Annotated in this window: 36 protein-coding genes and 1 tRNA gene; 12 read left to right on the top strand and 25 right to left on the bottom strand. The window is 56.8% G+C overall.

Features of this window, described 5'->3' with window-relative positions:
* Positions 1–208 precede the first annotated feature (208 nt).
* Complete coding sequence (locus tag FW756_RS01070) at positions 209–427, top strand: hypothetical protein (RefSeq protein ID WP_446428332.1); 219 nt, start codon at positions 209–211, stop codon at positions 425–427.
* 156 nt (positions 428–583) lie between these two features.
* Here FW756_RS01070 and FW756_RS01075 read toward each other — a convergent pair whose 3' ends face one another.
* The gene (locus tag FW756_RS01075) at positions 584–1021 is read right to left on the bottom strand and encodes a hypothetical protein (protein ID WP_446428333.1); all 438 of its coding nucleotides are present in this window, start codon (positions 1019–1021) and stop codon (positions 584–586) included.
* A gap of 290 nt (positions 1022–1311) precedes the next feature.
* Between FW756_RS01075 and FW756_RS01080 the strand changes: the two genes are divergently transcribed.
* Positions 1312–1884, top strand: coding sequence for a hypothetical protein (locus FW756_RS01080; protein ID WP_446428334.1), 573 nt, complete (start codon positions 1312–1314; stop codon positions 1882–1884).
* Positions 1885–2170: 286 nt separating this feature from the next.
* Here the strand turns inward: FW756_RS01080 and FW756_RS01085 are convergent, their stop codons facing one another.
* A complete protein-coding gene (locus FW756_RS01085) occupies positions 2171–2845 on the bottom strand; it encodes a DUF7341 domain-containing protein (RefSeq protein ID WP_446428335.1) in 675 nt (224 codons plus the stop codon).
* A 62-nt stretch (positions 2846–2907) separates the two neighbouring features.
* On the opposite strand from FW756_RS01085, the gene FW756_RS01090 reads away from it, so the two are divergent.
* Positions 2908–3072, top strand: coding sequence for a hypothetical protein (locus tag FW756_RS01090; protein WP_446428336.1), 165 nt, complete (start codon positions 2908–2910; stop codon positions 3070–3072).
* A 32-nt stretch (positions 3073–3104) separates the two neighbouring features.
* Positions 3105–3305 carry a hypothetical protein gene (locus FW756_RS01095; RefSeq protein WP_446428337.1) on the top strand — a complete coding sequence of 67 codons (201 nt, stop codon included), beginning with the start codon at positions 3105–3107 and terminating at the stop codon, positions 3303–3305.
* Between the two features lie 409 nt (positions 3306–3714).
* On the opposite strand, the gene FW756_RS01100 is transcribed toward FW756_RS01095, so the two are convergent.
* The 6 genes from FW756_RS01100 to FW756_RS01125 form a co-directional block, all read right to left on the bottom strand.
* Positions 3715–4053, bottom strand: coding sequence for a hypothetical protein (locus tag FW756_RS01100; protein ID WP_446428338.1), 339 nt, complete (start codon positions 4051–4053; stop codon positions 3715–3717).
* 138 nt (positions 4054–4191) lie between these two features.
* Complete coding sequence (locus FW756_RS01105; protein ID WP_446428339.1) at positions 4192–4530, bottom strand: hypothetical protein; 339 nt, start codon at positions 4528–4530, stop codon at positions 4192–4194.
* Positions 4527–4751, bottom strand: a complete 225-nt coding sequence (locus FW756_RS01110; protein ID WP_446428340.1) for a hypothetical protein — start codon at positions 4749–4751, stop codon at positions 4527–4529. Before FW756_RS01110 ends, FW756_RS01105 begins: the two co-directional genes overlap by 4 nt.
* A gap of 69 nt (positions 4752–4820) precedes the next feature.
* Positions 4821–5081 (bottom strand): hypothetical protein, encoded by a 261-nt coding sequence (locus FW756_RS01115; RefSeq protein ID WP_446428341.1) that lies wholly within the window; start codon positions 5079–5081, stop codon positions 4821–4823.
* Positions 5082–5205: 124 nt separating this feature from the next.
* Positions 5206–5589, bottom strand: coding sequence for a hypothetical protein (locus tag FW756_RS01120; protein WP_446428342.1), 384 nt, complete (start codon positions 5587–5589; stop codon positions 5206–5208).
* Positions 5586–5921, bottom strand: a complete 336-nt coding sequence (locus FW756_RS01125; RefSeq protein WP_446428343.1) for a hypothetical protein — start codon at positions 5919–5921, stop codon at positions 5586–5588. The genes FW756_RS01120 and FW756_RS01125 overlap by 4 nt, the downstream gene beginning before the upstream one ends.
* 205 nt (positions 5922–6126) lie before the next feature.
* On the opposite strand from FW756_RS01125, the gene FW756_RS01130 reads away from it, so the two are divergent.
* Positions 6127–6669 carry a hypothetical protein gene (locus FW756_RS01130; RefSeq protein WP_446428344.1) on the top strand — a complete coding sequence of 181 codons (543 nt, stop codon included), beginning with the start codon at positions 6127–6129 and terminating at the stop codon, positions 6667–6669.
* 180 nt (positions 6670–6849) lie between these two features.
* On the opposite strand, the gene FW756_RS01135 is transcribed toward FW756_RS01130, so the two are convergent.
* The 12 genes from FW756_RS01135 to FW756_RS01190 all read right to left on the bottom strand — a co-directional run bounded on the left by FW756_RS01135 (position 6850) and on the right by FW756_RS01190 (position 13194).
* Positions 6850–7281, bottom strand: coding sequence for an Hsp20/alpha crystallin family protein (locus FW756_RS01135; RefSeq protein ID WP_188022728.1), 432 nt, complete (start codon positions 7279–7281; stop codon positions 6850–6852).
* 133 nt (positions 7282–7414) lie between these two features.
* A complete protein-coding gene (locus FW756_RS01140; protein ID WP_446428345.1) occupies positions 7415–7903 on the bottom strand; it encodes a single-stranded DNA-binding protein in 489 nt (162 codons plus the stop codon).
* Positions 7900–8271, bottom strand: coding sequence for a hypothetical protein (locus tag FW756_RS01145; protein WP_446428346.1), 372 nt, complete (start codon positions 8269–8271; stop codon positions 7900–7902). The genes FW756_RS01140 and FW756_RS01145 overlap by 4 nt, the downstream gene beginning before the upstream one ends.
* 56 nt (positions 8272–8327) lie before the next feature.
* Positions 8328–8678, bottom strand: coding sequence for a hypothetical protein (locus FW756_RS01150; RefSeq protein ID WP_446428347.1), 351 nt, complete (start codon positions 8676–8678; stop codon positions 8328–8330).
* The gene (locus FW756_RS01155; protein WP_446428348.1) at positions 8678–9451 is read right to left on the bottom strand and encodes a hypothetical protein; all 774 of its coding nucleotides are present in this window, start codon (positions 9449–9451) and stop codon (positions 8678–8680) included. The genes FW756_RS01150 and FW756_RS01155 overlap by 1 nt, the downstream gene beginning before the upstream one ends.
* Entirely contained in the window at positions 9402–9959 is a 558-nt protein-coding gene (locus FW756_RS01160; RefSeq protein ID WP_446428349.1) for an SAM-dependent methyltransferase, read from the bottom strand. The genes FW756_RS01155 and FW756_RS01160 overlap by 50 nt, the downstream gene beginning before the upstream one ends.
* Before the next feature lie 310 nt (positions 9960–10269).
* Positions 10270–10686: a hypothetical protein gene (locus tag FW756_RS01165; protein WP_446428350.1), complete on the bottom strand. Its 417-nt coding sequence runs from the start codon at positions 10684–10686 to the stop codon at positions 10270–10272.
* Positions 10667–10822, bottom strand: a complete 156-nt coding sequence (locus FW756_RS01170) for a hypothetical protein (protein WP_446428351.1) — start codon at positions 10820–10822, stop codon at positions 10667–10669. Before FW756_RS01170 ends, FW756_RS01165 begins: the two co-directional genes overlap by 20 nt.
* Positions 10823–11034: 212 nt before the next feature.
* On the bottom strand, positions 11035–11322 hold the full coding sequence (locus FW756_RS01175) for a hypothetical protein (RefSeq protein WP_446428352.1): 288 nt from the start codon (positions 11320–11322) through the stop codon (positions 11035–11037).
* 554 nt (positions 11323–11876) lie between these two features.
* A complete protein-coding gene (locus FW756_RS01180; RefSeq protein ID WP_446428353.1) occupies positions 11877–12632 on the bottom strand; it encodes a Rha family transcriptional regulator in 756 nt (251 codons plus the stop codon).
* Positions 12633–12643: 11 nt separating this feature from the next.
* Positions 12644–12949 carry a hypothetical protein gene (locus tag FW756_RS01185; protein WP_446428354.1) on the bottom strand — a complete coding sequence of 102 codons (306 nt, stop codon included), beginning with the start codon at positions 12947–12949 and terminating at the stop codon, positions 12644–12646.
* Positions 12949–13194 carry a helix-turn-helix domain-containing protein gene (locus FW756_RS01190; RefSeq protein ID WP_446428355.1) on the bottom strand — a complete coding sequence of 82 codons (246 nt, stop codon included), beginning with the start codon at positions 13192–13194 and terminating at the stop codon, positions 12949–12951. The genes FW756_RS01185 and FW756_RS01190 overlap by 1 nt, the downstream gene beginning before the upstream one ends.
* A gap of 164 nt (positions 13195–13358) precedes the next feature.
* Between FW756_RS01190 and FW756_RS01195 the strand changes: the two genes are divergently transcribed.
* The 3 genes from FW756_RS01195 (at position 13359) to FW756_RS01205 (ending at position 15606) form a co-directional block, all read left to right on the top strand.
* On the top strand, positions 13359–13832 hold the full coding sequence (locus FW756_RS01195) for a hypothetical protein (protein ID WP_446428356.1): 474 nt from the start codon (positions 13359–13361) through the stop codon (positions 13830–13832).
* Positions 13833–13915: 83 nt separating this feature from the next.
* On the top strand, positions 13916–14296 hold the full coding sequence (locus tag FW756_RS01200) for a hypothetical protein (RefSeq protein ID WP_446428357.1): 381 nt from the start codon (positions 13916–13918) through the stop codon (positions 14294–14296).
* Entirely contained in the window at positions 14296–15606 is a 1311-nt protein-coding gene (locus FW756_RS01205) for a tyrosine-type recombinase/integrase (RefSeq protein WP_446428358.1), read from the top strand. Before FW756_RS01200 ends, FW756_RS01205 begins: the two co-directional genes overlap by 1 nt.
* Before the next feature lie 148 nt (positions 15607–15754).
* Here the strand turns inward: FW756_RS01205 and FW756_RS01210 are convergent.
* Positions 15755–15827, bottom strand: a tRNA-Arg gene (locus FW756_RS01210).
* Between the two features lie 172 nt (positions 15828–15999).
* On the opposite strand from FW756_RS01210, the gene FW756_RS01215 reads away from it, so the two are divergent.
* Positions 16000–16185 carry a hypothetical protein gene (locus tag FW756_RS01215; RefSeq protein WP_446428359.1) on the top strand — a complete coding sequence of 62 codons (186 nt, stop codon included), beginning with the start codon at positions 16000–16002 and terminating at the stop codon, positions 16183–16185.
* A 78-nt stretch (positions 16186–16263) separates the two neighbouring features.
* Positions 16264–16647, top strand: a complete 384-nt coding sequence (trxA, locus tag FW756_RS01220) for a thioredoxin (RefSeq protein WP_446428360.1) — start codon at positions 16264–16266, stop codon at positions 16645–16647.
* Between the two features lie 223 nt (positions 16648–16870).
* Here trxA and FW756_RS01225 read toward each other — a convergent pair whose 3' ends face one another.
* Positions 16871–18232, bottom strand: coding sequence for an MFS transporter (locus FW756_RS01225; protein WP_446428361.1), 1362 nt, complete (start codon positions 18230–18232; stop codon positions 16871–16873).
* A 196-nt stretch (positions 18233–18428) separates the two neighbouring features.
* Complete coding sequence (gene trmB / locus FW756_RS01230; RefSeq protein WP_446428726.1) at positions 18429–19175, bottom strand: tRNA (guanosine(46)-N7)-methyltransferase TrmB; 747 nt, start codon at positions 19173–19175, stop codon at positions 18429–18431.
* A gap of 86 nt (positions 19176–19261) precedes the next feature.
* Here trmB and aroQ point away from each other — a divergent pair, with 86 nt between their 5' ends.
* Positions 19262–19702, top strand: a complete 441-nt coding sequence (gene aroQ / locus FW756_RS01235; RefSeq protein ID WP_446428362.1) for a type II 3-dehydroquinate dehydratase — start codon at positions 19262–19264, stop codon at positions 19700–19702.
* An 89-nt stretch (positions 19703–19791) separates the two neighbouring features.
* On the opposite strand, the gene FW756_RS01240 is transcribed toward aroQ, so the two are convergent.
* Positions 19792–20694, bottom strand: coding sequence for a CPBP family glutamic-type intramembrane protease (locus FW756_RS01240; protein ID WP_446428727.1), 903 nt, complete (start codon positions 20692–20694; stop codon positions 19792–19794).
* Between the two features lie 99 nt (positions 20695–20793).
* Here FW756_RS01240 and FW756_RS01245 point away from each other — a divergent pair, with 99 nt between their 5' ends.
* On the top strand, positions 20794–23160 hold the full coding sequence (locus tag FW756_RS01245) for an ATP-binding cassette domain-containing protein (RefSeq protein ID WP_446428363.1): 2367 nt from the start codon (positions 20794–20796) through the stop codon (positions 23158–23160).
* 66 nt (positions 23161–23226) lie between these two features.
* Here the strand turns inward: FW756_RS01245 and FW756_RS01250 are convergent, their stop codons facing one another.
* Positions 23227–24276 (bottom strand): LOG family protein, encoded by a 1050-nt coding sequence (locus tag FW756_RS01250; protein WP_446428364.1) that lies wholly within the window; start codon positions 24274–24276, stop codon positions 23227–23229.
* Positions 24277–24291 lie beyond the last annotated feature (15 nt).

A 24291-nucleotide genomic window follows, 5' to 3' on the forward strand; every position in this document is an offset into this window, starting at 1 on the left:
CACATCTAGAAGTGAGATTCATCATCACTTCAATCAAGTGCTTGCTTCCTCGCAAATATGCAGAGGTTGTAAGAATGTCGGCCTGAACTAGATGTTCAGCAGAAACACGACATTACAATCTAAAACTATACACCACCGCCGAGAGAAACTGCACCTTCTATGCGCTTTGCCGCTAAAAGCATGCCGATTGCCACGAACCGGAGGAACAATGAAAATCAGATCCGACAACTGCTTCGGCGAGCTGCAATCACGTTTCGACGCGAATGCGGCAAAGGAAACGCTCCGGGAGCTCGACGAACAGTACGCAAACGGAGAGCTGGAACGCCGCACGTATTTTGAGAAGAAACGCTCCCTCGTCCAACTATTCATAAAAGCCACAACAAACCCGAGGCGCAAACACCGCGAAGAAAACTTCGACGGCGATTAACTAGGAAGCAACGCCCACCATCACTCGATGAGGCGTCAGGCTGTCGAATCTTCGCGTTCATAACGGTTCTTGCGTTTTCACTGCCTCTTTCTGACGCTTTAACTCAGGAAACAAGAAACCCCCTCGTGTGGCTGAGGGGGTTTCTTTAAACGATGGTCACTCTCGCGTTAGCTTGAACGTCTTTGTGACGCCTACTGCTTCGACGGTGTATGACAGAACTCCGTCTTCATAGCTGAAGTCCTTGCTGTCAGACGTTGAGGCCATCATTGCTGCGGCAGTGGCTTCAGCGTCTCGTGTCGACGTGAAGTCGTATTTGTCATCGGTGGTGTCTGGTGCAGGGAAAGTTCCTACCCAGTAGACCGCGGTGGTTCCTTCTGCTTCGTTTACCCAGTCGATCGAGATGGTGTCAGCGGTAATAGTTGCAACCTGCGTGCCCCCATCAGCTTCTTCGTCGATCCATTTTCCAGTGAGGTTGAGCGGCGCTGTTTCTTCTGCAGGCGCCTCGTTTTGCGCCGAAGCACCTTCAGGTGTGGTGGTCGAGCATCCTGTGAGCGCAATGACGGTAATAAATGCGCCAGCTATGATTTTCTTCATAGTTCTCATTATGACTGGCCGTGCCGCGATTTGCTCACAACAGGTCTCACTGTCATTGCAACTGGGACGCATTGACGTTCGCATACCTTTGTAGTGGTGGGGTTCCCTGTGCCTGGCATCCAGTGTGTGAAGTGCGCCACCGACATTGCCGTGTGGCGTTGATGCTGGTGATGATGCAGACATAGGGAAGAAGATCCGACGCGATGGCCGGGAAGTTTATGTCTCGGTGTTCGACTGGATTTATTCACAAGGCAGTTGGGGTTCAGCATGCCGCATCCTATGCTTGTGCCATGAGGAAAATTTCAATACTTGTTGCAGCAAGCGCGTTTGGACTCCTTCTGACAGGCTGCTCCGCCACTGACGCCAAGGAAACTTCAGTAACCAAAGAACAGACCTCAGCAAACCAGAACAACTCTTCTGATGAATTCTCATTCGCTGACATCAAGTCATGCGAAGACATTAAGCCTTTCGTTGAGACATGGACCGAAGGGTTCGTTCCATACGATTGGAACAACGTTTCAGAAGATGCTGTTCAATGCGGCTGGAACACTCCGCCCGAGGAAGTCACTCCAGAAAATGCACGCTCCATCGAGGTAAACCTGTCGAAGGTTACCGAGCGGCCCGATTACAGCCCACTTGAGAATATGAGCGGCTACGAGGCCATCAGTGACGATTGGGTCAAGGAGAACGGCGGACAGGCCTACTCGATGACTGTCGACATTGGCTTGTCAGCTGTCATTGGCACGACTATCTGGGTTCCAGGTGTTGAGGTCACAGTTTCTGGGGGCAGGTGGGAGAACCTTCCAGAGCTTGATGGCGCCGCAGCGCTGGAAGTAGCAAAGATGATCCTCGGCGCTCAGTAAGCACTTGGGCGCCTTTTTGCCTCGGTATTTACCAGCTTCTTCTGCAGTGCGTGGTGCGTTCGTTTGCGCGCAACGACTTGCGAACGCACCACGTCTCTCCGATCCACCGCGAGAGTGTCGTTTTCTTCCTTCGGCACGACTGGCCGATACGAACAGTGCATGACGCATCATGGAAGACATGACTAGGTGCGTTCTTACGGACAAGAAGAACGCACCTAGAAACACGAAAGCCACCCTGCAAGAGAGTGGCTGATTTTTGCGACAAGTATTCCGCGCACTAAAAAAGTTAGTGCGAATCTACTGGAATGTCAACAACCTCCCCGGTGAGTTCCTGCAACGCAACCCATTCAACTTCGGCCTTTATGCCTTCCGCAAGCGCGGTGAGATCAGCCCTGGTCACCCACATCTTCCCGCACGCATGGCATTCAGGGATCACCGCACGTCCTGGCTTCACCTGGATACGCACAGCCCACTTCATCGGGCGCTCGTCAGGCTGGCCAGGTTCTGGTTCTTCCCCTTCTGGGATCTTCTCAGCGCCACACTCAGGGCATGCACCGGTGAGCTCGTACTCCCCTGGCGGATCGAAATGATCCTCAATGCGATGCACCCACGTGTGGAACATGGCGAACATGCGCTCGGCCTCGTTGAGGCGGCCGCCAGCTTCCTCTGCTTTCAACGTTGAGTGCAGGTGTTTGGTTGCGTCGAGCAGATCACCGGTGCTGTCTTGTCGGTAATGGTTGAGCCATGCGCGCACCCCGGCGTCGATGGTTTCGTACATTTCGACGGCTTTCACGTCGAACATGTCACCGGTGCCGGATCCGCCGCCACGCGTACGCCCAAGGTTCGGGTAGCGTGCTTCTCGCAGCATCTCGAGCAGTGGCGGGCATTCCCCGAACGTGTCATGCACTGGCACAGTGTGTGTTTCGGTGAGCCGGGTTACGGCTCGTTCAGTGGTTTCCATGTTCCCCTCTCATGGGTACAGAAAAGCCCCGGTTGAGTTCCGGGGCTAGATATGGTGTTGCTATGGATTACTTCACAATTGCTATCATCGGGCGGATCGCATTTTGGCTCTTCGGCGTGATCGTCGGCCTTTGGATTCTTTGGGCGATCATCCGAGGTGCAGTGTTATCAGCACTCCGTAAACATGCTGAAGAGATGACAGATCAGCAAGGTCGACGAACGGTATAGAAAAGCCGCCCGAACCCGGTAAGTTGAGTGGCATGGATGAAAAGAAGTTCGAACTGGGTGCTGATGTTCACGTCATCGGTGGGATCCGCGGCGTTGTCGTGGATTACCGTCCACTCCCATCAGGAATCGTTGCCCTGGGAATCATGAACAGCAACGGACTGATCGAGTACCACAATAAGAAGACCGTCCAGAGCTCAGAAGGCCTTGGCGGTTACCCTCTCAGGTTGATCTAGTCACTACCTAGCATGTTCTTTCAGCAGCCCGAGTATCGCGTCAGCATCGTCCAGGTTTTCCCGTTCAACGCATCGATACTCGGGCTCTCGCGTTGATGCGAGACGCTGCGCTTCAAACCCGGATTCAGTGAGTTCGTCTTCCCGCTGACCTGGATACTCTTCCGCTGAGGCTTAAAGTTCAACAGTCACTTACAGTCTCCTCATTCTTGAACCTAGAAAAGCCGCCCGAACCTGGATAGGTTGAGTGGCATGAGTCACTTTTTCATCAGCGACGAGACAAAAGCAGAATGGGTCAAAAGCGGTTCGCCATATTGCGAACATCCTGAGTTCAGGCGCGACCGTAGTCGGATCATGAAGGATTTCACTGATTCGTATTGCACAACTTGCGGCGAAATTTGGAGCAATATGCCTAGCGGGCAGCGTCCTGAAGCGGTTGGGATTCGGTAGTCAAATTCGTTGCTTCGGAGAGCGCGAGTAGCGCCTCAGCGATCTCTAAAGCGTGACTGCCGATGGATTCCTCGCAGTCGAGTTCGCCACGACAAGCCTCCTCAGGGAATCTGATGGAGCACAGTGCCATTGCGATCTGTTCTCGTGTGGGTGTGAGCTGTGCTTGCGCCCACACGGCACCAGCGGCAAACGCTTTCTGACGCAATCGGCGGCTCTTATTAATCGCTGGCAGGTCTACACCTATGGGTGGGTAACGCTGTGCTGCTTCCGCTTCCGCTGCGGCTCGAATATCAACGGTCATCGCGGCACCCCACAAATCCCACACGCCTGACCGCCAGCGTTGAGCCAAGCCCGCCGGTGATTGCCGTACTGGCACGGGTGTAGTGCTGGCGCCTGGCTGTTGAACTCGTGGATCGCGATTTGCTGAATTTGCTGTGGCTCACTCATCGCTCTTCTCCCTCCCTGTATCGAGAGCAGCGACCGTGGGGCACGGCCAAGGCGCATGCCCGTACGGTGATTGGTAGCAGGTCAGGCAGTACGGCTCGTCATCGTCAGTCATCTTGCGATGTTTCGACTTGGCTCGTTCTATCGCTGCCTCAGCACACTCAGCCCGCGCGATAACTTCGTCGCGCTCGTCTCGCACAGCCACTAAGTCGTTGACCAGCCCTACGTTGATCTCAACCACTCGGTTGAGGTTTCGGTTCATGGTGGCGTGAGCCTGCTCGTCGCAGCTGTTTGCGAGCAGCGGTCGCAGCTTGGCAACATCAACCTCAGTCATGCTTTCTCCTTCGGTTCAGTATCGATTGTTTTTGTTGGCTGTAACTTTTGTGCGGCGTTCACACGACGATGGGCTAGTGTCACGTACAGGGCGCACACGCCCGGAAAAGAGGACAACGATATGTCCAAAGACAAAGGCCAGAAGGCTGTCAAAAAGCCTGCAGCAATGACTGCTAAAGAAAAGAAGCAGGCGAAGCGCAGTAAGAATGAAACTGCAGCCACAGCGCTGAGAATCAACAAGTAGTCTCAGGTGCCGCCCCTCTCAGAGGAGGCGGCACTTTTCTTTACTGCTTATGCTTTCTCTCCTTCGTTACGTCGATACGACTCGACCGCCTTGTCGAAGAACCAGAGTGGCTGCCAGCCTTGCCCGGCAATAATGCCGCGAATCTCGGTGAGCGCTTTCTCTGCGGCTGCACGCTCAACCTCAGCAAGCCAACGATCGAACGCCTCTGCATTCTCGTAGTGTGCATCAATGGACATAGCCTCAGCCTCGGTCTGTGGTTCTGAGAACCACTCACGCATCTGCTCAGTTGTTGGTGTGTACTTGATCACGACTCACCCCCATGCTTGTTTCCGCAAGCCCATGACGGTTCCCAGCTATCAAGATGATCGTTCGTGTAGCCGCCGACGAGTTTCATGAACCTGCCACATTTAAGGCACTTTCTGCTGTACTCACTCACTGCGCACCACCTCGCAGTTCTCTTGCCTGTGCTCGTGCGATCTTGCGCGACAGCTTTTCGGATGCAGTTCGTCCTTCTCCTACGTCGCGGAGAGCAAAGTAGGCGATGTCTGCGAGCTTCGCTTCATCCACCTGCACCGAGGTGAAAACAAAATCTTGGGATGTTTTTGTTTCCGTTGGCTTCTGTGGTGCGGCACCAGCAGCAGCCACAACACCCAGCCGTTGGAAAGGTGCGTAGCTGGCAGCTCCCTCTCTGATCCGACCAGACATCGCAAACACACCATCCGTGTGAAGGCGCCACACATTTCCCAGCCTGTCTAGATACAGTCCGGGTTCCGTCGGTTGCACAGCGAGATCCGCTTGGGTTGGGTTAAACGTCATGGGGTTTCCTCCTCATCGTCGTCTTTGAGTTCTTCGCTCATGTGGTGGTGTCCACACATTGGCCAGATCGCCCCGCACCATGAGCACTGTGGCCCGTTGCCTTCGAGGTCGAACATTGGCTGCGCGGCGCGGGCGCCGAACCGTTCGGTAAAGTTCACGATCCAGTCGGCCATCCGCTCGGCCTGCTCGCGGTCAGAGATCTCGAACTCGTGCATGATCCGGTCGACAAAGATGCGTGCCGCCTTGAACTCGGGCGGCTTCGACATCAACGGACGTGAACCGCTGTTGTCAATCAAGATCCCTTCAAACTCGCTCGGCAGTTTATCGGTCATGGATTCTTCCTTTCGATTGTTTGCCCGCATGCTTCACACACGGGCGGGATCATCGCCGCGAGCTCGTCAGCCAAACCGATCGGCTCGGCCTGACGTTCAAACTCACGAGACAGGCCATGTAGCCCAGGCTCACTGCGACTTGGAGACTGACTGAAACTTTCTAGGGTCGCCAAAGCAACCTCCAATCTTGGATATAGTGCGAGACATGCTTGAGCTGGTAGAAGAAATCCCCGTCAAATTCGATCCGAACTGGACCGAATACGTTGGACTTGCACTGACATTAGGTTCGATCCTTGTGACGGTATGGCTCGGCGTGCTGGCATACCGCAACGGGAAGAGTGCAACAGAGATTGCCCTTGGACAAACTAAAGCGGCAGAAGTGCGCGCAGCCAAAGAAGATCGGGGGGCTGCTTCACTCGCAATGTTCCGAGCGCTAACTGAACTCGATAACTATCTACAGCTACACAATGACGCGACCCACACCGGCAGGGCCTGGCGTGAGGTTCGCTCAAGCTTTGATAGCGCGTTGGTTCAGCTGGATCTACATGCAGCGTTGCGGCCCGGAGATGACCCGCGCGACTGGTTCAAAAGATCATTCGAGCGGGTTTACAAAGACATTAACGCCAGCAGGTACTCTAAAGAAACTCTTGAAACCCACATTTCCCAGGTGCGGGGCCATGTCAAGGAGTGGGGCGCTGAAAAGATTTCAGCGACTGGACTAGCAAAACAAGCGCCGCCTACCGCTTGAGGCGCCAGCTAGCAGCCAGCCCCTCTGGGTATAAGAAAACCCCGCCTAATCGAGCGGGGTTGACAGTCAGTAAAGATCGGTTCACTTCTGATTGACCGGCTAAAACAAAGGTGGGGCCCCGAGCAGGGACCCCACCTTTACTTACTTAGGAGAGCGTTCGATATGGATTCAAATGGTTACTTAGGATACAAGCTCCTTTCGTCCGGCATCAGCTTTCGCATTTGACTGGACCTCGATCTTGCGGGGCTTCGCCTTCTCACTCATTGGAATGATGAGGCTGAGTACGCCGTTGTCGTAAGAGGCAGAGATCGCGCTGGAGTCGACCCCCTCGCCAATACTGAACTGGCGCACGTAACCACCGGATGGCCGCTCTTGGGAGAGCCATTTGACGCCATCGACATTCGCGGTGGTTCGGTTCGCTCGGATTGTGAGCACCTGGCCGTCTACATCAACATCGATGGAGCCTGGATCCATACCGGGCAGATCGGCGTTGAGCACGTACCGGTTGCTGTCTCGGTATAGGTCAACCGGCATTACGCGGGTTGAGGAGCGCTGGAGCATGCCGTTGGCGATGCGTTCCATCTCGGCAAAAGGATCAAAAGACATGGACATAATGAATCAATCTCCTTCCGATATGAAACTTGAGCTTCGGTGACTCAAGTAAGTTCAGATTAGCACTCTGAACCTGAGAGTGCTAATAAAGATGGCTGAAAAATCGCTTAAATTTCCAGCGTCTACTTCACCCCTAAAACGGCTGCTGATCGTCGAATCCGCTGCTGTCCTGGAATCCGTTTTGAGTGCCGTTCGCGCCTGGTTGCGCCCAACCATTCATTCCGGCACCTGATCCAGCGTTAAATCCACCGTGGCCTGCGTCCTGGCGAGGCTTCAAAGGCACGACCGCGAGTGATGCGAACTGGATCTCGATGTTTGCGGCTGGGCGTCCGCCGCCGTCCTCGTAAACGTTCAAGCGTGGTTCGCCTTCCAACCGCACCAGTGTTCCCTTCGTGACTTGGGTTGCAAGGAACGCTGCCATGTCGTCGAAGAACGTGGCGCGCGCCCACAGCGTGACCTTGTTCCCGTCACGATCGGTCGCGTCTTCCCACTGGTTCGTCTGCTTGTTGAACTTTCGTGGCGAATGCGCGACCGAGATGTCGAGCATTTGCTTTCCTGACTGTGAGACTCGCTGCTTCGGTTCTGCAGCGAACCCTTCGATCACAAAGTTTGCTTTGCTCATTTGTTTTCTTCTTCCTGTGTTAATCGATCAAAAATGGCCTGCACGGTGTCAGGCCGGAACGCGGGCGGTATCTCAGTGACACGGAACACCACGCACGCCGCACCTTCCTTTTTTGGTCGGTAGGTGATGCGTGGCATCAGCTTCACCATGAACAGCGCCGTATCGTCTTCTACGAGTCCGCCGTCGACGAGTCCGTCACAGAACGGCTTCATCGATGCGACAGGGTTCTCGTCATCGCGCCTGGTCTTGGTATTCACCAACCACTCCATCTCCACGATGCAGCGACTCATGCGAGGCAGCGTGGACGCCCACTCAGCGGCAGCCGCCCGGATCTCCCGAGCAAGCTTCCCCGCCTGCTGAAAATGCATGCGCCCATTCAACGACAGCGGAAGCTTCACCCACTCGAACGTGCGCTCATAGATCCTCACGCAGCCCTCACACCAAAACGCAACAACTCCGAACGCAAACCAGCCACCCGCGCCGCCTGATTCGTGCGATCCTCAATCAACGACCGCACCCGATCCAAAAGCTCCACATTCCCCGCTTTCAACCCCTCACACACCCGCTCAACAGCCTCAAGCTGATCTGCGGCGAGCGCATTGGCCCTGACCTCACGGATGTATCCGAGCCCGATCGCGTAAAGAACGTATTTGGTTTGGTCTCGGGAGAGTGTTTCGGTGAAGTTGTTGAGGGCGATGCCGTCTCTGGATTCGAGCAGGGTGAGGATCGTCTCGGCGTGCGAGCTCGCGTCAGCTTCGATCTTTGGAAGGTTCATCAGGTGAGCACCTCCTCATCGATCCACTGTTGGACTTCGAACTCTGAGTTCTTCATCACGGACGCAACATACGCTGCAGGTCGCTTCGGGTCATTCTTCGCTTTCGCCAAAATGATCACCGGCAGCTTCAGAGCCTCCTGATGGTTCAACGAACGATCGAGCAGCGCAGCCGACTGGATGACTTTTTCAAGATCGACGCTGAGACCCGAAGCGGTGTTCTTTGCCCGTGTGATCTCTTCTTGAGTCAGTCGAGTCAAATTTTCGCGCCCATTACTACCTAAAGAGACTGACTCAGTAAGTAACAAGTCATGTAACTCTGACTCTGACTCTGACTCTGGTTTCGTCTGGGTTCCGCTGGGTTCACCCAGCTTAGGATCTGGGTTACCACCCAAAACCCCCTGGGTTTCCGATTTCGATTTACGAGGCCGACCACCCTTCGCGCCATTCCGCCGAGCAACCACAGCAGCCTCCTCACGCTCACCACGCGTCTGCTGATGCTTCGCATACTCACGATTCACATAGCGCTCGCCGTCGTGCACGATCAGTGGCCGGGACGGGTGTGAGGTTGCGAGCTCGTTGAGCACTTCTGGATCCCAGTTGAACTCGGCGTCCTCTGCCGTGAATACGCCATCGTTGTCTTCGATGCGTGATTCGCCGATCATCTCGATGAATGTTCGAAAGGCCGCGTCTGAGAGTCTGCGCACCTTTGGATGCCGGTGAAAATCATTCGGCACTTTGAAGTACAGGCGCAAGTCCTTCTCCGGGTTCGCCATTCTTGTCCTCCTCTCCCGCTTTCATAAATGTGATCCAGTGCGTATTCATCTGCTTCCCTGATTTGTGCCCGATCAACGGCCTTTCATCAGTCAGGGCAAGGATCTTTGACACGGGAATCTGTGTTTCGTTCCACTTGAAGATCAAGATCCCGAACGGTTCGAGTACTCTGAAGCACTCCGCGAAGCCTGCGCGTAGATCGTCTCCCCAGTTCAGCCCCAGGCGCCCGTACTTCTTCCCGATCCAGGCTTTCCCTCCCACGTTCGACAAATGCGGCGGGTCGAAAACCACGACTTTAAATGTCTCGTCCTCGAATGGAAGTTGACGAAAATCCATGACTACATCAGGGGTTATTGAGAGCGCTCGCCCGTCGCGCAGAACGTGTTCTTCAGAGCGGATGTCACCAAACAACACCCGACTGTCATCGCGATCGAAATAGAACATTCGACTTCCTGACGCTGGGTCCAACACCGGCTTCATCGATTCCTCCTCGTTCTGGTGATATGCCACTTGCCTGACTGTTTGCACCTGTAGGTACGCGAAAGGCCACGTCCGGTGCGTAGTGCATGGTTGAACGCGGCCTTACGGGAGTTGAAGCCCTGCTTTCGGATTCCAGCTCTTGACTTACAACGGCAGCTAGTCATGATCGGGCTCAGACTCTTCGTTTTGCATTTCTACGATCACTTTCGAAAGAGGCTGCCGTTTCTTCCGGTTGGGGCAGTCTTTGCTGCCCTCGGTTGAATATGGCGTGAAGCGTCTCCCACACATGTGCTTCTTGCTCCGCTTCGGCACGATCGCTTTGTTGCTATTGCAAACGTCGCTACGCATCAGCAGCCTCCGGCCAGATACGACGAGCGCTATCGATTGCTCCAGTCACGATCTGATACATCTCATCAACAGGATCGAGGAAGAACAGTCCCTCATCTCGCTCAATTACAGTCAGCGCCATCGGATCCCGGTACCCTTCAGGCTTAACGAGCCACACCGCTCCTGGCTTCGCCCCATGCCACGGCTTCGGCTCATGCGCCTTGAAGTAGTCGCGCGCTGCTGACCTGAACAGCTGAGGGACACCAGAGTCGATGTCCACTTCTTCTTTCAGTACCTGCCAGGTGACGCCAGTCCGTTCATCAAGCACACGAACACGGCCTTCACCGAGCGGGTAGACGACGAGGTTCTCACCCTCAGGCCAGCGCCACCGTGAGCATTGCTCGTCCCATTCATCGCGCGTCATACTCATGTACTTCCTCCTTAAACCCGAGCCACGCCAACCCAGCGCAGCACTTCTCGTAAATCCATCGACGTGACTTCCATGCGACGCCGAGCCACAACACGGCGGCGAGCGCAGCGTGTGCGAACTCTTGTTCGTGAGTCATCAGCGACTCCTTCCGGTGTCGAAACGTTTGTGTGGGAGGTGCCAGGCGGGGTCGTTCCATCCCTGCCGTGGCTTGTATTAGGTGCGCCCGAATACTCAGGCCGTCCCTGTCAGCGGCCTCCCCCGCTCGCCCACGCCTAGAAGTGGGACTTTCGTGCCGATGCGGGGATTCGAACCCCGACAACCCCTCTCAGACTCACCAGCAGCCGTGCGCTACGGCTTGAGAAGCGCGTCGATCTGCGACTGAGACTCAGCAGCTTCATCCCAAGACTTGGCGGCCTTTCGGAATTCCGCGCTTGTCCGGCGCGAAGCAATAACGCAGTAGACCATCAACCCGGCAGCGATCAGGTTCATCCACCAAGAGTTCTTCCCTGCGATGAGCGCTGACACCATTGCGACAACGTTCACAGCTGCAATCGCCACATACACCCAGGAGAGCATTGTGTTCGTCTTCGCACTCTTGCGAGCTTGCTTTGCGCGGCTCCGATAAAACGACTCCATGACAACCTTCTTTCTCTCGTTACTGCTGTCGTTGGTGGCCGGGATTCGAACCCTGTACGACGCCGGGTATCCCAGTCACGCCGTAGCACCACGCACCACCGACCGCACAAAGACGGCCAAAATTTGTCACCCCACCACGGGGCAGAATCACGCACCAAAACCGGTGCACCCCACGCCTTTCTCCCCTTCTCAGGTTCAGGCTCACCACACACGCCGCGACGCTCTCACCGCCAGGCGATTCAGCGTGAACGCGTCATGACACATCGAGCAGCATGTGTGGCTGGGTATCGCTATTGAGTTCTCAAAGTTCTGGTGGTGAATCCGTCTGCGAGTCGTGCCGCGTCGGGGTATCCCAGAAGCCGTAAGGCAGTGCATTGCGCCCGACTCGAACGGGCAGATCACCTGAAAATGGCAATGCTGCAGCTAGCCCTGTGTCGCAAGGGCTAAGAAAGAGACGGTCTAGATCACGCAGTCGGGAGCGTGTTGGCTGTTCTCCGGGTCTTCACACCCAGCACACGCCTGCACCACATCGACTCGGGATACGGTGATGCCGCTCATGTCGTGACCGCCTGCGGGGTAACGATCGCTGGCAGCATCAGTATTCTCAGCTCGTTCAAACCCTTGATCGTGACCCGCACTTGAGGCGCATCGATTACATGCTTCCCCGAGTCTGGGTGATCGTGATACTGCGGCTTATGATTTAGTCGGCCAGCATCTACAGCGGACTGCAACGCGTGCCAGTTGTCGCGTCTGCGGTAAATCCAACCGATACTGTGCAGGTAGGCAAACAAACGATCTCGACCAGTCTTAATCCCGACCTGGCAGAGCATCTTCGCAGCATCTGCAACCGCGTAGCTGCCTGATGCAGACACGAGGTCATCCCATGCGTCAGCCTTTGGCTGAGCGATCTCCAGAGCGCGTGCCTGATTCGCGGCGAGCGCCAACGCTTCCGCGAAAGATGTCGGGACTGCCGGTGCGGCGAGCGCCTGACGCATCGCGTAGAACTGCTTCACCAGTTCAACCTTGAACGCGCGTACGACATCGCTGTTGCGCATAAACGTGACGAGCAAGGTTGCCTGCTGTTCGTTCAGAAGTGCATAAGTGGTGTCGCCGCCGCCATGCTGGCCAGGCATTCTTGGTGCGATTTCAAATCCGACCAAGCCGAATGCCTCGAAGTCGCCCAGGTTGTCGCGGATGACTCGAAGCACTGAAGCGTGCTGCGTATCGGTGCGACCTGCAATGATCAGCGATGAAACTCGAAGTTCACCATCCGCGTGTTCGATGATGTTGATAGTCTGTACCTCAGACATTGATTGCCCTCCTAGGCGTTTATGTTCTGGCCCGTAGTTCCAGCTACGGGCTTTTCTTCTTCTACAAGACCTGCGTCTAGCCAGGCGAGAACGTCGCGTCGGTAGTACCGGTACAGCTTCGTCCCTGGTGCTTTCAAGAACCGCGGCCCCGTGCACTCCCCGGTGAGCCATGTCTTGCGCCACCGTTCAAGCGTCTTTGGGTCAAGCTCGAGACATTCGGCCAACCTTGGTGCAGACATGATCGGCGGAAGGTCTTCGAACCCATCCAGCGCTTCTTCCGTTACGCACGTGTCTTCAAGCTCATGGTTCACTTCCATCAGGCTGCCGCCAATACTTGCTTTCCATTGGTGTCAACCACAATGAAGGCTTCTCCGATCCCCATTCCGAAGACCGTGACAAACTCTGCGATGCATGTTCCAGACGGCTGATCACCGTTCTTTACCTGACGCAACGTTCCGCGATCGACGCCAACCATTCGAGCCATAATCTCCTCAGACGGAATATCCCGTGCGACTCGGAGGCGGTCAATTAGACCAGGCCGCATTTGAAGTTTGACTGCCATTTCAACCCTTCTGATTCATAATTACATCGTTGTGATTAAAGCATGCATCAGGGTTAGGGGTGATGCAAGCTCAAATCATCAATGCTGCGAAGATTCTCGACAGATCAAGCAATATCAACAACTTGACAGTTGCACATGATGCACAAATGCATCAGAATGGAAGCATGACGAAGACAATCCAGGAGTTCCTGGCAGCCGCCTCGGGCGAAGCCAGCTTCCGCGAGATGGGCCGCGCAAGCGGCATTAACCACTCAACAATTCGCCGCCAGCTGCTGGGCGAGGGCGAGATGACAGCACCAGTTGTAATCCAACTTGCTCGCACCTATAACGCAGATGTAATTGATGCTCTTGTGGCAGCTGGATTCATCACGGAGGACGACGCTTCAGGGCACTCCACGTCGGTCAGTCTCAGAAATGCGACCGACATTGAACTCGCCCAAGAAATCCTCAGGCGAGCGTCCGACGGCAGTGCAAGCAGCGTACTAACGGAACCCCTACCAGACACGTCAAACGTCATTGTCGGTGGCTTCGGGCAGAATGCGAGCACCGAAGAAATACCCGAGAACGTAGAAGAAGAATGGGCCGGCCTTTATGCCGCCCAGAAAAAGGGCGTAGAGCCCGAAGAACACACCCCGTAACTGACGAGCCACCCGCGGCCCCGTGCGCACCCTCTAAGCGCCCGGGGGTGACTCAGTGCACCCAATTTCAGATTGGAGACCACATGTACGACCCCGCATTTGACCCGCTAGAACGTCTCGCGGATCGAGGCGTCCAAATTATCCAGCACCAGCTCCACGAGAACGACGCAATCTGGATACCCCGCAGAAACCTCATCATCGTCGATGAGACACTTCACCCGATGATGCTGCGCCCAACGCTCACCCATGAATGGGTACATGTCATTCACAGCGACCCAGGCGGACACTACCCGCGCTTTGAGAGCCGTGCAGATCTCATTTCAGCACGCATACTAACCGACCCAAACCAATGGGCAGACTTAACCAAGATCCACGGCGACTACGACCACATCTGCCTCGAAATCGGCATCACACGAGGGCAATTTATGGCGTATTACCAAGACCAACTCAAGAAGGCAGCATAATGGCTAAAGCATGGGTGACCGACCTGTGGGTAAAAGATGCAGTTGTCGAACTGCCAGATGGCAGCTCAATGAAAGTGCCACCATCCGCCGCTCAACTAAAGGCAATCAAGACCTTGCCCGAACAGTTTCGCTCTGGCCGATTCGGTCGCGGTAAGCGCTGGCGCGTCACCTGGGAAGACGCAATGGAGCAGAAGACCAAGGCGCGCCTTTTTGCAACCAAAAGCGAGGCCGATGCCTACCGCGCCGAGTTGGAGGACGACATTCGCATGGGTCGCTACATTGACCCTGCAGATAAAGAGCGCCCGTTCTCGGAGGTTGCCGAACTCTGGTACGAATCCAAGCGCCGAATCAAAGGTTCGACACGTGGCCGCTATCGCCGCGAGCTCGACAACTACGTAATCCCCAAAGTGGGGGAGTTGCCGATCGGAGCCATCACACGCGTCAAAATCGACAAATGGGTAACACAGCTCGAAAAAGGAACAGCACCGTTCTCATTCGACAAGAACAAACACATCAAAGCCACGATCCGCACCCCTAAGCCAGCTTCAGCAACATATATCGACCACATCGTTCGGGCCACATTCGGCAGCGTTATTCGCTACGCATTGAAGGAGCACTGGATCACGACGAACCCACTTGCAAATGTTGAACTCCCCCAGCCTGAGATGAAGCCCGAAAAACTTCCAGTTCTAACTTTCGCTCAGGTTGAGCAGCTCGCCAGGGATGCCTATGATCTCCGAAAATGGCCAACCGATGCTGTCCTAGTTCTATTCCTTGCATACACGGGAGCACGGATCAGCGAAGCGCTCGCCTTACAGATCCACGACCTGGAACCGGAAAGGCTGCGCGCAAACATCGTGCGCACTTGGACAGAAGACGAGAACGACACGAAGGTCATCGGCAGCCCCAAGGGTAAGCAAGCTCGAGCAGTTCCTGTCCCCGACTTCATCATGGCTCTTATCGGCAGCATTACGGCAGGACGCGATAGCAAGGACTGGGTCTTCCTGTCCAAACGGGGCGTCGTCATTGACCGGAAGCGCTGGTACTTCCACACTTGGCGAAAGCTAATGGCACTTCGCGAGTACCCGGAAGGCTTTAGGATCCACGATCTAAGGCATACTGCCGCATCACATTCAATCGCTGCCGGAGCCGATGTGAAGATTGTGCAACTCATGCTTGGACACAAGGACGCTACCGAGACCCTCAACATCTACGGGCACATGTGGCCTGACAAGTTAGACCAAGTCCTGGATCTTGTAGGGCGACAACGAGCCATCGAAGTGAAGGCCCCACTCGAACTAACAGGATGACTTGGGAGCCTGGCGAACTTTGCCATCGTGTCCCAATCGTGTCCCAGCACTACTCGGCGCCAGAATACGTTTGCTCCAAAAACAAGAAAACCCCCTCAACTTTCGCTGAATATCAACGAAGTTGAGGGGGTTTCTCTCTTGCTTGCAGTGCCCCCGGAGGGATTCGAACCCCCGACCCTCAGTACCGGAAACTGATGCTCTATCCCCTGAGCTACGGAGGCGGACACTTGCAAAATGAGCTTAGCGCATTTCAAGAAGCCGCCACGCCACCCGCACGCAATCTCACCCATTTGATACGCACATATTTGACAAAATAAATACCCCCAGGGGTATTATTGGGTCATCGTCTTCTCCCTTGACGACATGGGAGTCACTCGAAAGGATCCACCACCTATGTGCAGAGCAACCACCTGCCGCACGTGCAACAAGACCACCTGGGCTGGTTGCGGCCAGCACATCGCGTCAGTCAAGCGCGGCGTCCCAGCTGGGCAATGGTGCAACGGCAAACACACCGAGGCCGAAATCATCGCGGCCAAGGAGAATCGTCCCGGATTCTTCGCGCGACTGTTTGGCCGTTAAGCCACGCCCGCGGGCGTAGTCACGCGGCCCGCCCACACACTCTGACTTTTCCTATCTCTTTCTGCAAGGATCATCACCATGGCTACGAAAACCCTCACCACCGAGAATTTCCAGGCAGCTGTCGACGCAGAGGGCATCCTCTTCATCGACTTCTGGGCAGCATGGTGCGGCCCGTGCCGCAGTTTTGCACCCACCTACGAGAAGGCTGCCGAGACTCATCCCGACATTGTCTTTGGCAAGGTCGACACCGAGGCTGAGCAGCAGCTCGCAGCTCAGTTCCAGATCACTTCGATCCCGACACTGATGATTTTCCGTGATGGAATCTTGGTGTTCGCGCAGCCAGGCGCGCTGCCCGGCCCGCAGCTCGAGCAGCTTATTCAGAGCGCTCGTGATCTCGACATGGATGATGTTCGCCGCCAGATCGCGGAGCAGGAATCGGCAAACGCCGACACCGCCAACTAACCGCCACAATATTTAAGGAATCACATCATGTGCGCACGAGTTACCTGCGAAAACTGCAATAAGCCGACCTGGGCAGGCTGTGGAAGCCACATCGAAGAAGCGCTCGCAGGCGTTGCTGAGGCAGATCGCTGCAGCTGCAACGCCTAGATGACGTTGCAGAAATGACAGCGAGGGGCAAGCACCATCTGGTGCTTGCCCCTCGCTGTTCTATGGGGTGGATCCGCTAACGAGCATCGAGTGCGCGACCACCGCGCTCCACAAGCCCCCAAGCCGCCGCAGCAGCGATAAAGAAGAAGACCGCAAAGACACCGAACGTGACGCCCGATCCCCCAGCCACGAGCAGCACTGGCACGAGCAGCGGCGCTGCGATCGAAGCGATACGCCCCACGCCTGCGGCCCAGCCTGCACCAGTTCCGCGCAGTGATGTTGGGTACAGTTCCGGGGTCACCGCGTAGAGCGCGCCCCAGGCGCCAAGGTTGAAGAACGAGAGCGCCATACCCGATGCAATGATCGCGAACTCAGTGTGCAGGGTGCCGAAGGCAACCGCCGATGCGGCAGACCCAACGAGGAACACTGACAGCGTGAGGCGACGGCCCCACTTCTCGATAAGCCAGGCAGCGACGGCATAGCCAGGCAGCTGCGCAAGGGTAATGATGAGCGTAAAGCCGAACGACTTCACGAGTGGGAAGCCCGCATCAACGAGGATGCTCGGGATCCAGATAAATGCACCATAGTAGGCGAAGTTCACGCAGAACCAGACCGTCCAGATCGCGGCCGTGCGACCGCGGAATTCTTGTGACCAGAGCGCACCAACTCGCGACTTACCAGGAGCGCCAAGCTGCTCTGCCGGGTCCTCTTCAACCTCGGGTGCATCAGCGACGATACGAGCAGTGCCGGCCGACTTCTCGAAGTCTGCAACGATCTTTTCTGCTTCATCAAGTCGGCCGCGACCAGCAAGCCAGCGGGGCGACTCGGGGAGCGCCCAACGTACTACGAGCGCATAAATCGCGGGGATCGCACCGATTGCGAACGCCCAACGCCAGCCACTCTCAGAGGCAGGAACCACGAAGTATCCGATGATCGCCGAAGCGGTCCAACCGACAGCCCAGAAGGCTTCGAGGATCACAATGATGCGTCCACGAATTCGTGCAGGTGCAAACTCGCTCACATAGGTCGATGCCACCGGAAGCTCAGCACCGAGGCCAAGACCAACGAAGAAGCGGAACACCAGCAGCATGCCAATGCCGCCGACGAGCGCACTCGCACCGGTCGCAAGACCGTAGATGAGCAGCGTGATTGCGAACACCTGACGGCGACCAATCTTGTCGGCGAGCAGCCCACCAAAGCTTGCACCAATGGCCATGCCAGCGAAGCCGATCGATGCGATGAGGCCAGCCTCACCCTTGGTGATTTCCCACTGCGCGATGAGTGCGGCAACGATGAATGATATGAGACCAACATCCATCGCATCGAGTGCCCAGCCAATGCCGGAGCCGACAAGGATCTTGCGGTGCTTACGGGTAAATGGCAGCGCATCGAGGCGCTGCGAGACAGACTCAGGAGTCGTCAACTGTGGTTCGGACATACATGGAAACATAAGCCAGATTTCACTTGGACGTCCGAGATATTTATGACATTCATAGTTACATGGTGGCGCCATTGCGAACTCAGCCCCCAGGTGAACACCCGGAAAACACACAACATCCCGCCCGGTCACCATGCTGGAACCGGGCGGGATGTCATCCGTTGAGGCGCTTTTCACACCACAACATCAAGGCCGATTAGACCGCGCGATAAGTGAGATCGCGAATATCTCGACCCTTGTCAAGACCCTTCTGTTCGAAGGCGGTGAGGATGCGTCCATCGAAGCGATCCGCCCACTCCCCCTCAAATGCGCGCTCAAACTGCGGGACAGCGTCGAGGACCTCGCGCATGTGATCCGCGTACTCCTGCCAGTCGGTCGCGGTACGCAGAATACCGCCCGGCTTGAGGGCACGGTGCACAATCGCAGCGAACTCTGGGCTGATGAGGCGGCGCTTGTGATGCTTTGTCTTGGGCCACGGATCTGGGAAGAACACCCATACTTCGTCGACGGACGACTCGGGGAGGTAACGCTCAAGCAGCTCAGGCGCATTGACTTCTGCAAGACGCAGGTTGTCGAGATCCAGACGCTCTGCGCGGATCATCGTGCGCGCGAGGCCACCCGTGTACACCTCAACGGCAAGGAAGTTCGTATCAGGGTTGTGCTCTGCGGCATTCAGGATGGCGTGACCCTGCCCCGAGCCAACCTCTACGACGAGCGGTGCCTTCCGGCCATACAGCTCTTCTGGGTCGCCCGTGACTCCTTCAGCAAGGCTTGCGGTGGCAGGACCGTGGGGAATATCGAGCAGGAAGCGGGGGCTCAGTTCCTCCCATGCACGCTCCTGCGAATCGGTCGTCCGGCCGTTGCGACGCACGAACGATACCGGAGCATCGCGGAACGTTTCGGGGTTGTTGTGGCGGCTCGAATGTTCACCCTCGGCGGCCACGTTCTGGTTCTGATCTTCAGTCACAAAGAACAACGGTAGTCGGGCTGGCTGAGACACTGCAAAGCGAGCGCAGTAACATGGGGATCATGACTCGCCGCATCCTGCTCGTGAATGGTCCGAACCTCAACATGCTCGGCACTCGCGAGCCTGCCATTTACGGCCACGAAACGCTTGCCGACGTTGTAGATCTCGTCACTCGCACCGCGTCCGAATTCGGCATCGAGGTGCGCGCGATGCAGTCCAACCATGAGGGCGAGATCATCGACGCGATTCATGCCGCGCGCGCGGACTGCGATGCGGTCATCATCAATCCGGCCGCGTTCACACACACTTCGGTCGCTATTCTCGACGCGCTCACTGCCGTAGAGCTCCCCGTCGCAGAGGTGCATATCTCGAACGTCCACTCACGCGAGGCATTCCGCCATCACTCGTATGTCTCCCCCGTCGCCCAGTGTGTGATCGTGGGTTGCGGCGTACAGGGCTACGAGTTCGCTGTGCGGCGGATCGCCACCCTGCTGGCAGGCTAACGCCGTCTGGGGCCGATCCGCGCCCCACCTCATCGCCCCCACTACGCGGGCCATTCAGTGACCGGCGAGCCGGGGATTTGACGAGGTATCTAGCCAACGAACGGGAAGATGTTGAGCATCCCTGGGTTGTGCGCGTGAACGAGCACGGCGAACACGACCGCATCGAAGATCAGATGCACCGTCACCACGTAACCAAGTGACTTGGTGCGCACAAAGATCATTCCTTGGACGAGTGCAAAAGGAATGGTGAGCAACGGCCCCCAGGACTGGTAGCCGAGCTCCCACAGGAATGACACGAACACGACCGTCTGAAGCACATTCGCGAGCCACACCGGGAAGTGTCGTAGCAGCACGTGGAAGACCGTGCAGATGAAGAAGAGCTCGTCCCAGATCCCAACCGCCCCCACACCGACGAACAAACGCGTCACGAGATCGTCATTGTCGACGACCGGCCAGTTCATGAACACGCCAGAGGTGATGAAATACCACGGCAGAATCAGCCAGGCGAGCACGACAACCGCAGCGAGCCAGCTCCAGTGCAGCCACCCCCAAGGTAGGCCTGGTCGCCACGGGAATCCCGTCGCGCGATCCCGGTAGATGAATCGCGACACAAGGTATGGCACCGCCACTGCGCCCCCGAGGGCGAGGGTGAACCTCACCATCGACCAGTTGTCGAGCTCCGCGGCGAGCGGGATGAGTCGAATAATGCCGAGTCCCATTGCGATAAGTGACAAGTCACGAAGCAGGCTCGGTGGGCGGGCTTCGCCTGGCGCGGATCTCGGCAGCGGCACCGAACAGCTCGCTCCCGTGGCGACGTCGACGCACCCACCTCGGTCGGCATACCACGCAGCTGCCAGCCCGAGACACAACAGAATGACGCCTGCCCAGATGTCTTCGAAGACGAAGAACGCGGGGGCTGCGAGCACTGTGAGCGCCGCGGCAATGAGATGCCACGGTTTGATACTCGGGGCGAACCGTTGTGCCGCAGCCAGGTCAAGGGAGTTCGTCACGATTTGAGCGTAGTCGAATGGTCTGGCGAGAACATGAAAAATTCGCTCTGCGATGTCAGTCGTCCGAAGTACCCTAATTCCATGACCGATCGCACCGAATCCCAGCTCCACCCTGCTGATAGCCACACACGCATCATCGTGAACGGCGCACGCGAGAACAACTTGAAGAACGTGAGCGTTGAGCTCCCCAAGCGTCGGCTCACCGCGTTCACTGGTGTTTCAGGCTCGGGCAAGAGCTCGCTCGTGTTTGCCACCATCGCTGCAGAGTCGCAGCGCCTCATGAATGAGACCTACAGCGCATTCGTGCAGGGGTTCATGCCAAGCCAAGACCGGCCTGACGTTGATGTGTTGGAGGGGCTCACCACGGCGATCATTGTTGACCAGGAACGCATGGGGGCAAACCCTCGTTCAACCGTTGGTACTGCCACCGACGTCAACGCGATGCTTCGCATCATCTTCTCTCGTCTCGGCACCCCGCATCTTGGCTCCCCCAACGCCTTCTCCTTTAACGTGGCCTCAATTTCTGGCGCGGGGGCGGTGACCTTTGAAAAGGGCGGCAAGAAGGTGAAGGAGCGCCGCAGCTTTGAGGTGCTCGGCGGCATGTGCGCCAACTGCGAGGGTCGCGGCACCGTGAGTGATTTCGACCTCACAGAGGTCTATGACGACTCCAAGTCACTCAATGATGGCGCCCTCAAAGTGCCCGGTTTCAGTATGGACGGGTGGTATGGCCGCGTCTTTGGCGGGGTGCTTCCCATGGACACCCCGATTCGCGAGTTCACACCAGAGCAACTTGATGACCTGCTCTATAAGGAGCCGACGAAGATCAAAGTTGATGGCACCAATCTCACCTATGAGGGCATGATTCCCCGCATTAAGAAGTCGATGCTGTCGAAAGATCGTGAGGCGATGCAGCCTCACGTGCGCGCCTTCGTTGACCGAGCCATCGTCTTCCGCGCATGCCCAGAATGTGACGGAACCCGCCTGAACGAGGGCGCTCGCTCCTCAAAGATTGACGGTAAAAGCATCGCAGACGCGTGTGCCATGCAGATCTCTGACCTTGCAGCGTGGGTGCGAAACATCAATGAGCCTGGCCTCGCTCCGCTCCTTGAAAAGCTCCTCGATACGCTCGATGCGTTCGTGCAAATCGGCCTCGGCTACCTCAGCCTTGACCGTGCTGCTGGCACGCTGTCTGGCGGTGAATCGCAACGCACCAAGATGATCCGCCACCTCGGGTCGCCAATAACCGACGCAACCTACGTGTTTGATGAACCATCAATCGGTCTGCACCCGCACGACATTCAGCGCATGAACGGGCTCCTTGTGAAACTGCGCGACAAGGGCAACACCGTGCTCGTCGTCGAACACAAGCCTGAGATGATCGCGATTGCTGACCACGTCGTTGATCTTGGGCCGGGGGCAGGTTCACACGGCGGTGAGATTTGCTTCGAGGGCACCGTCGATGAGCTCCGCAGCTCTGGCACGCTCACCGGGCACCACTTCGATGACCGTGCAGAGGTGAAAGCCACCGTGCGATCGGCAACAGGTGCGCTTGAAGTTCGCGGTGCAGACCGCCACAATCTGCGATCTGTCGACGTCGATATCCCGCTCGGTGTGCTCTGCGTCGTGACCGGTGTTGCCGGTTCGGGCAAGAGCACCCTCATCAATGGCTACGTCGCAAACCGTGACGGCGTCGTCGCAGTAGACCAAAGCGCAATCAAGGGTTCCAAACGCTCCAACCCAGCGACATACACCGGCCTGCTCGATCCCGTACGTACGGCATTTGCCAAGGCAAACGGGGTGAAGCCAGCGCTCTTCAGCGCTAACTCAGAGGGCGCATGCCCCGAGTGCAAGGGCACTGGCACGACCGTAACTGACCTCGGCATGATGGCAACCGTCGAAAATGTGTGTCAGGTCTGCGAGGGCAAACGGTTCCAAGCCGACGTACTCGAATACCAGCTCGGTGACAAAAACATTGCCGAGGTATTCGCGCTTTCGATGAGCGATGCACGTGATTTCTTCGCTGCCCCCGAAAGCAAAGTGCCCAAGGCTGTGAAAATTCTCGACCGTCTCGTCGATGTTGGGCTCGGCTACCTCTCGCTCGGCCAGCCGCTCTCCACGCTTTCTGGCGGTGAGCGTCAGCGCCTCAAGCTTGCAATCCATATGCTCGAAGACGCAGACCTCTATGTGCTCGACGAGCCAACGACCGGCCTGCATCTTGCCGATGTTGAAAACCTGCTTGGGCTCCTCGACCGTTTGGTTGATGCGGGCAAGAGCGTCATCGTCATCGAGCACCATCAAGCTGTCATGGCACACGCAGACTGGATCATCGATCTTGGCCCGGGCGCGGGCACGCAAGGTGGCACCATCGCCTTCACGGGAACGCCTGCCGACCTTATTGCTGACGGTACGACACTCACCGCGCAGCATCTCGCCGAGTACGTGCGGTAGTCAGACGGGAGAAACGATGTGGAGCGCGATTCTTTTTACGGGATCGCGCTCCACCATCACCAGACCCTAGACAGCGTTTGCTGAAGGCAGGTCGTTCAGCATTCGAATCAGGCGGTGCAACTCCCCCACCTTTCGCGGTTTGAGCGTGAGCTTGATGCGTGGCAGGTCGAGCTGATCCGCGTCCCGAAGCTCCGGAGCCAGTGGTGCTGTTCGTTCGATCACGCCAGAGGCACACAGGCCCCCAAAGCGTGCATTGATTGATTCGAGTTCTGCTGCTGTGGGAACAGCTCGCAGACGCAAAACAAGTTCGTCACCCACCCAGCGCTGGGAATCATAGTTACGCCAGAATCGCAGGATCTCCGCGACAGCGTCGTCGACCGAGTGCGTGATGAGTACGCGATCAAGATCGCCGGGCGACGTATACCCGCCGCCCTCCAGCTCACCGATGATAAACGTGCGGAAGCGTTCCCAGTACGATCCGCCGAAGCTATCGAGGAGCACAATCGGGGCTGGCTCAGCTTTGCCCGTCTGTTGCAATGTGAGCAGTTCAAACACTTCGTCCATCGTGCCGAAACCACCGGGCAGGCAGACGAACGCGCTCGACTCCTTCACGAGCATGAGCTTGCGTGTGAAGAAGTACTTCATCGTCACTCGACGGTCTTCTTGTTCGGTCTCGGCCGGCGCCTCAAACGGCAGGCTGATGGAGACTCCGAGTGAGTTCTCGGCACCCGCGCCAGTAGCTGCGGCCTCCATGATGCCCGGTCCGGCTCCGGTCACCAGCATCCAGCCGGCCTCTGACAGCTTGCGCGCGACCGACTCAGCTTGCTGAGAAAGCGGATCACTCGGACTCGTGCGGGCAGAGCCAAAGATCGTCGCTTTCGGCTTGTCAGCATATGGCGAGAACAGGTGAAACGCCTCACGCATTTCTTCAAGCGCTGCGGCCGAGATTTTCAGGTTCAGGCGCGTCGCTTCGTCCTGCCCAAGTCCGAGTCCGGATGCGATGATCCGTGCGACGAGGTCTTGATCGGCAGAGATGCCAGCACCGGTCAAGATTCGATCGATTTCTTTTCCGAGCATGGCGTGGAGCTGTGGATCCGCAAATCGTCGATTGTTCATGCTCGCACCATAGCA

The sequence above is a fragment of the Leucobacter sp. 1207-22 genome (genome assembly GCF_052850455.1).

What these genes read in the sequence shown, in the direction of transcription:
- FW756_RS01100 (WP_446428338.1), bottom strand. Translation starts at nt 4,053, where the DNA reads ATGACCGTTGATATTCGAGCCGCAGCGGAAGCGGAAGCAGCACAGCGT.
- FW756_RS01200 (WP_446428357.1), top strand. Translation starts at nt 13,916, where the DNA reads ATGTACGACCCCGCATTTGACCCGCTAGAACGTCTCGCGGATCGAGGC.
- FW756_RS01090 (WP_446428336.1), top strand. Translation starts at nt 2,908, where the DNA reads ATGGATTACTTCACAATTGCTATCATCGGGCGGATCGCATTTTGGCTC.
- FW756_RS01135 (WP_188022728.1), bottom strand. Translation starts at nt 7,281, where the DNA reads ATGTCCATGTCTTTTGATCCTTTTGCCGAGATGGAACGCATCGCCAAC.
- FW756_RS01130 (WP_446428344.1), top strand. Translation starts at nt 6,127, where the DNA reads ATGCTTGAGCTGGTAGAAGAAATCCCCGTCAAATTCGATCCGAACTGG.
- FW756_RS01165 (WP_446428350.1), bottom strand. Translation starts at nt 10,686, where the DNA reads ATGAGTATGACGCGCGATGAATGGGACGAGCAATGCTCACGGTGGCGC.
- FW756_RS01215 (WP_446428359.1), top strand. Translation starts at nt 16,000, where the DNA reads ATGTGCAGAGCAACCACCTGCCGCACGTGCAACAAGACCACCTGGGCT.
- FW756_RS01095 (WP_446428337.1), top strand. Translation starts at nt 3,105, where the DNA reads ATGGATGAAAAGAAGTTCGAACTGGGTGCTGATGTTCACGTCATCGGT.
- FW756_RS01140 (WP_446428345.1), bottom strand. Translation starts at nt 7,903, where the DNA reads ATGAGCAAAGCAAACTTTGTGATCGAAGGGTTCGCTGCAGAACCGAAG.
- FW756_RS01250 (WP_446428364.1), bottom strand. Translation starts at nt 24,276, where the DNA reads ATGAACAATCGACGATTTGCGGATCCACAGCTCCACGCCATGCTCGGA.
- FW756_RS01225 (WP_446428361.1), bottom strand. Translation starts at nt 18,232, where the DNA reads ATGTCCGAACCACAGTTGACGACTCCTGAGTCTGTCTCGCAGCGCCTC.
- FW756_RS01120 (WP_446428342.1), bottom strand. Translation starts at nt 5,589, where the DNA reads ATGACGTTTAACCCAACCCAAGCGGATCTCGCTGTGCAACCGACGGAA.
- FW756_RS01195 (WP_446428356.1), top strand. Translation starts at nt 13,359, where the DNA reads ATGACGAAGACAATCCAGGAGTTCCTGGCAGCCGCCTCGGGCGAAGCC.
- FW756_RS01150 (WP_446428347.1), bottom strand. Translation starts at nt 8,678, where the DNA reads ATGAACCTTCCAAAGATCGAAGCTGACGCGAGCTCGCACGCCGAGACG.
- FW756_RS01190 (WP_446428355.1), bottom strand. Translation starts at nt 13,194, where the DNA reads ATGGCAGTCAAACTTCAAATGCGGCCTGGTCTAATTGACCGCCTCCGA.
- FW756_RS01175 (WP_446428352.1), bottom strand. Translation starts at nt 11,322, where the DNA reads ATGGAGTCGTTTTATCGGAGCCGCGCAAAGCAAGCTCGCAAGAGTGCG.
- FW756_RS01205 (WP_446428358.1), top strand. Translation starts at nt 14,296, where the DNA reads ATGGCTAAAGCATGGGTGACCGACCTGTGGGTAAAAGATGCAGTTGTC.
- FW756_RS01185 (WP_446428354.1), bottom strand. Translation starts at nt 12,949, where the DNA reads ATGGAAGTGAACCATGAGCTTGAAGACACGTGCGTAACGGAAGAAGCG.
- trxA (WP_446428360.1), top strand. Translation starts at nt 16,264, where the DNA reads ATGGCTACGAAAACCCTCACCACCGAGAATTTCCAGGCAGCTGTCGAC.
- FW756_RS01125 (WP_446428343.1), bottom strand. Translation starts at nt 5,921, where the DNA reads ATGACCGATAAACTGCCGAGCGAGTTTGAAGGGATCTTGATTGACAAC.
- FW756_RS01080 (WP_446428334.1), top strand. Translation starts at nt 1,312, where the DNA reads ATGAGGAAAATTTCAATACTTGTTGCAGCAAGCGCGTTTGGACTCCTT.
- FW756_RS01145 (WP_446428346.1), bottom strand. Translation starts at nt 8,271, where the DNA reads ATGCATTTTCAGCAGGCGGGGAAGCTTGCTCGGGAGATCCGGGCGGCT.
- FW756_RS01170 (WP_446428351.1), bottom strand. Translation starts at nt 10,822, where the DNA reads ATGACTCACGAACAAGAGTTCGCACACGCTGCGCTCGCCGCCGTGTTG.
- FW756_RS01085 (WP_446428335.1), bottom strand. Translation starts at nt 2,845, where the DNA reads ATGGAAACCACTGAACGAGCCGTAACCCGGCTCACCGAAACACACACT.
- FW756_RS01180 (WP_446428353.1), bottom strand. Translation starts at nt 12,632, where the DNA reads ATGTCTGAGGTACAGACTATCAACATCATCGAACACGCGGATGGTGAA.
- FW756_RS01070 (WP_446428332.1), top strand. Translation starts at nt 209, where the DNA reads ATGAAAATCAGATCCGACAACTGCTTCGGCGAGCTGCAATCACGTTTC.
- aroQ (WP_446428362.1), top strand. Translation starts at nt 19,262, where the DNA reads ATGACTCGCCGCATCCTGCTCGTGAATGGTCCGAACCTCAACATGCTC.
- FW756_RS01155 (WP_446428348.1), bottom strand. Translation starts at nt 9,451, where the DNA reads ATGGCGAACCCGGAGAAGGACTTGCGCCTGTACTTCAAAGTGCCGAAT.
- FW756_RS01105 (WP_446428339.1), bottom strand. Translation starts at nt 4,530, where the DNA reads ATGACTGAGGTTGATGTTGCCAAGCTGCGACCGCTGCTCGCAAACAGC.
- FW756_RS01245 (WP_446428363.1), top strand. Translation starts at nt 20,794, where the DNA reads ATGACCGATCGCACCGAATCCCAGCTCCACCCTGCTGATAGCCACACA.
- FW756_RS01075 (WP_446428333.1), bottom strand. Translation starts at nt 1,021, where the DNA reads ATGAAGAAAATCATAGCTGGCGCATTTATTACCGTCATTGCGCTCACA.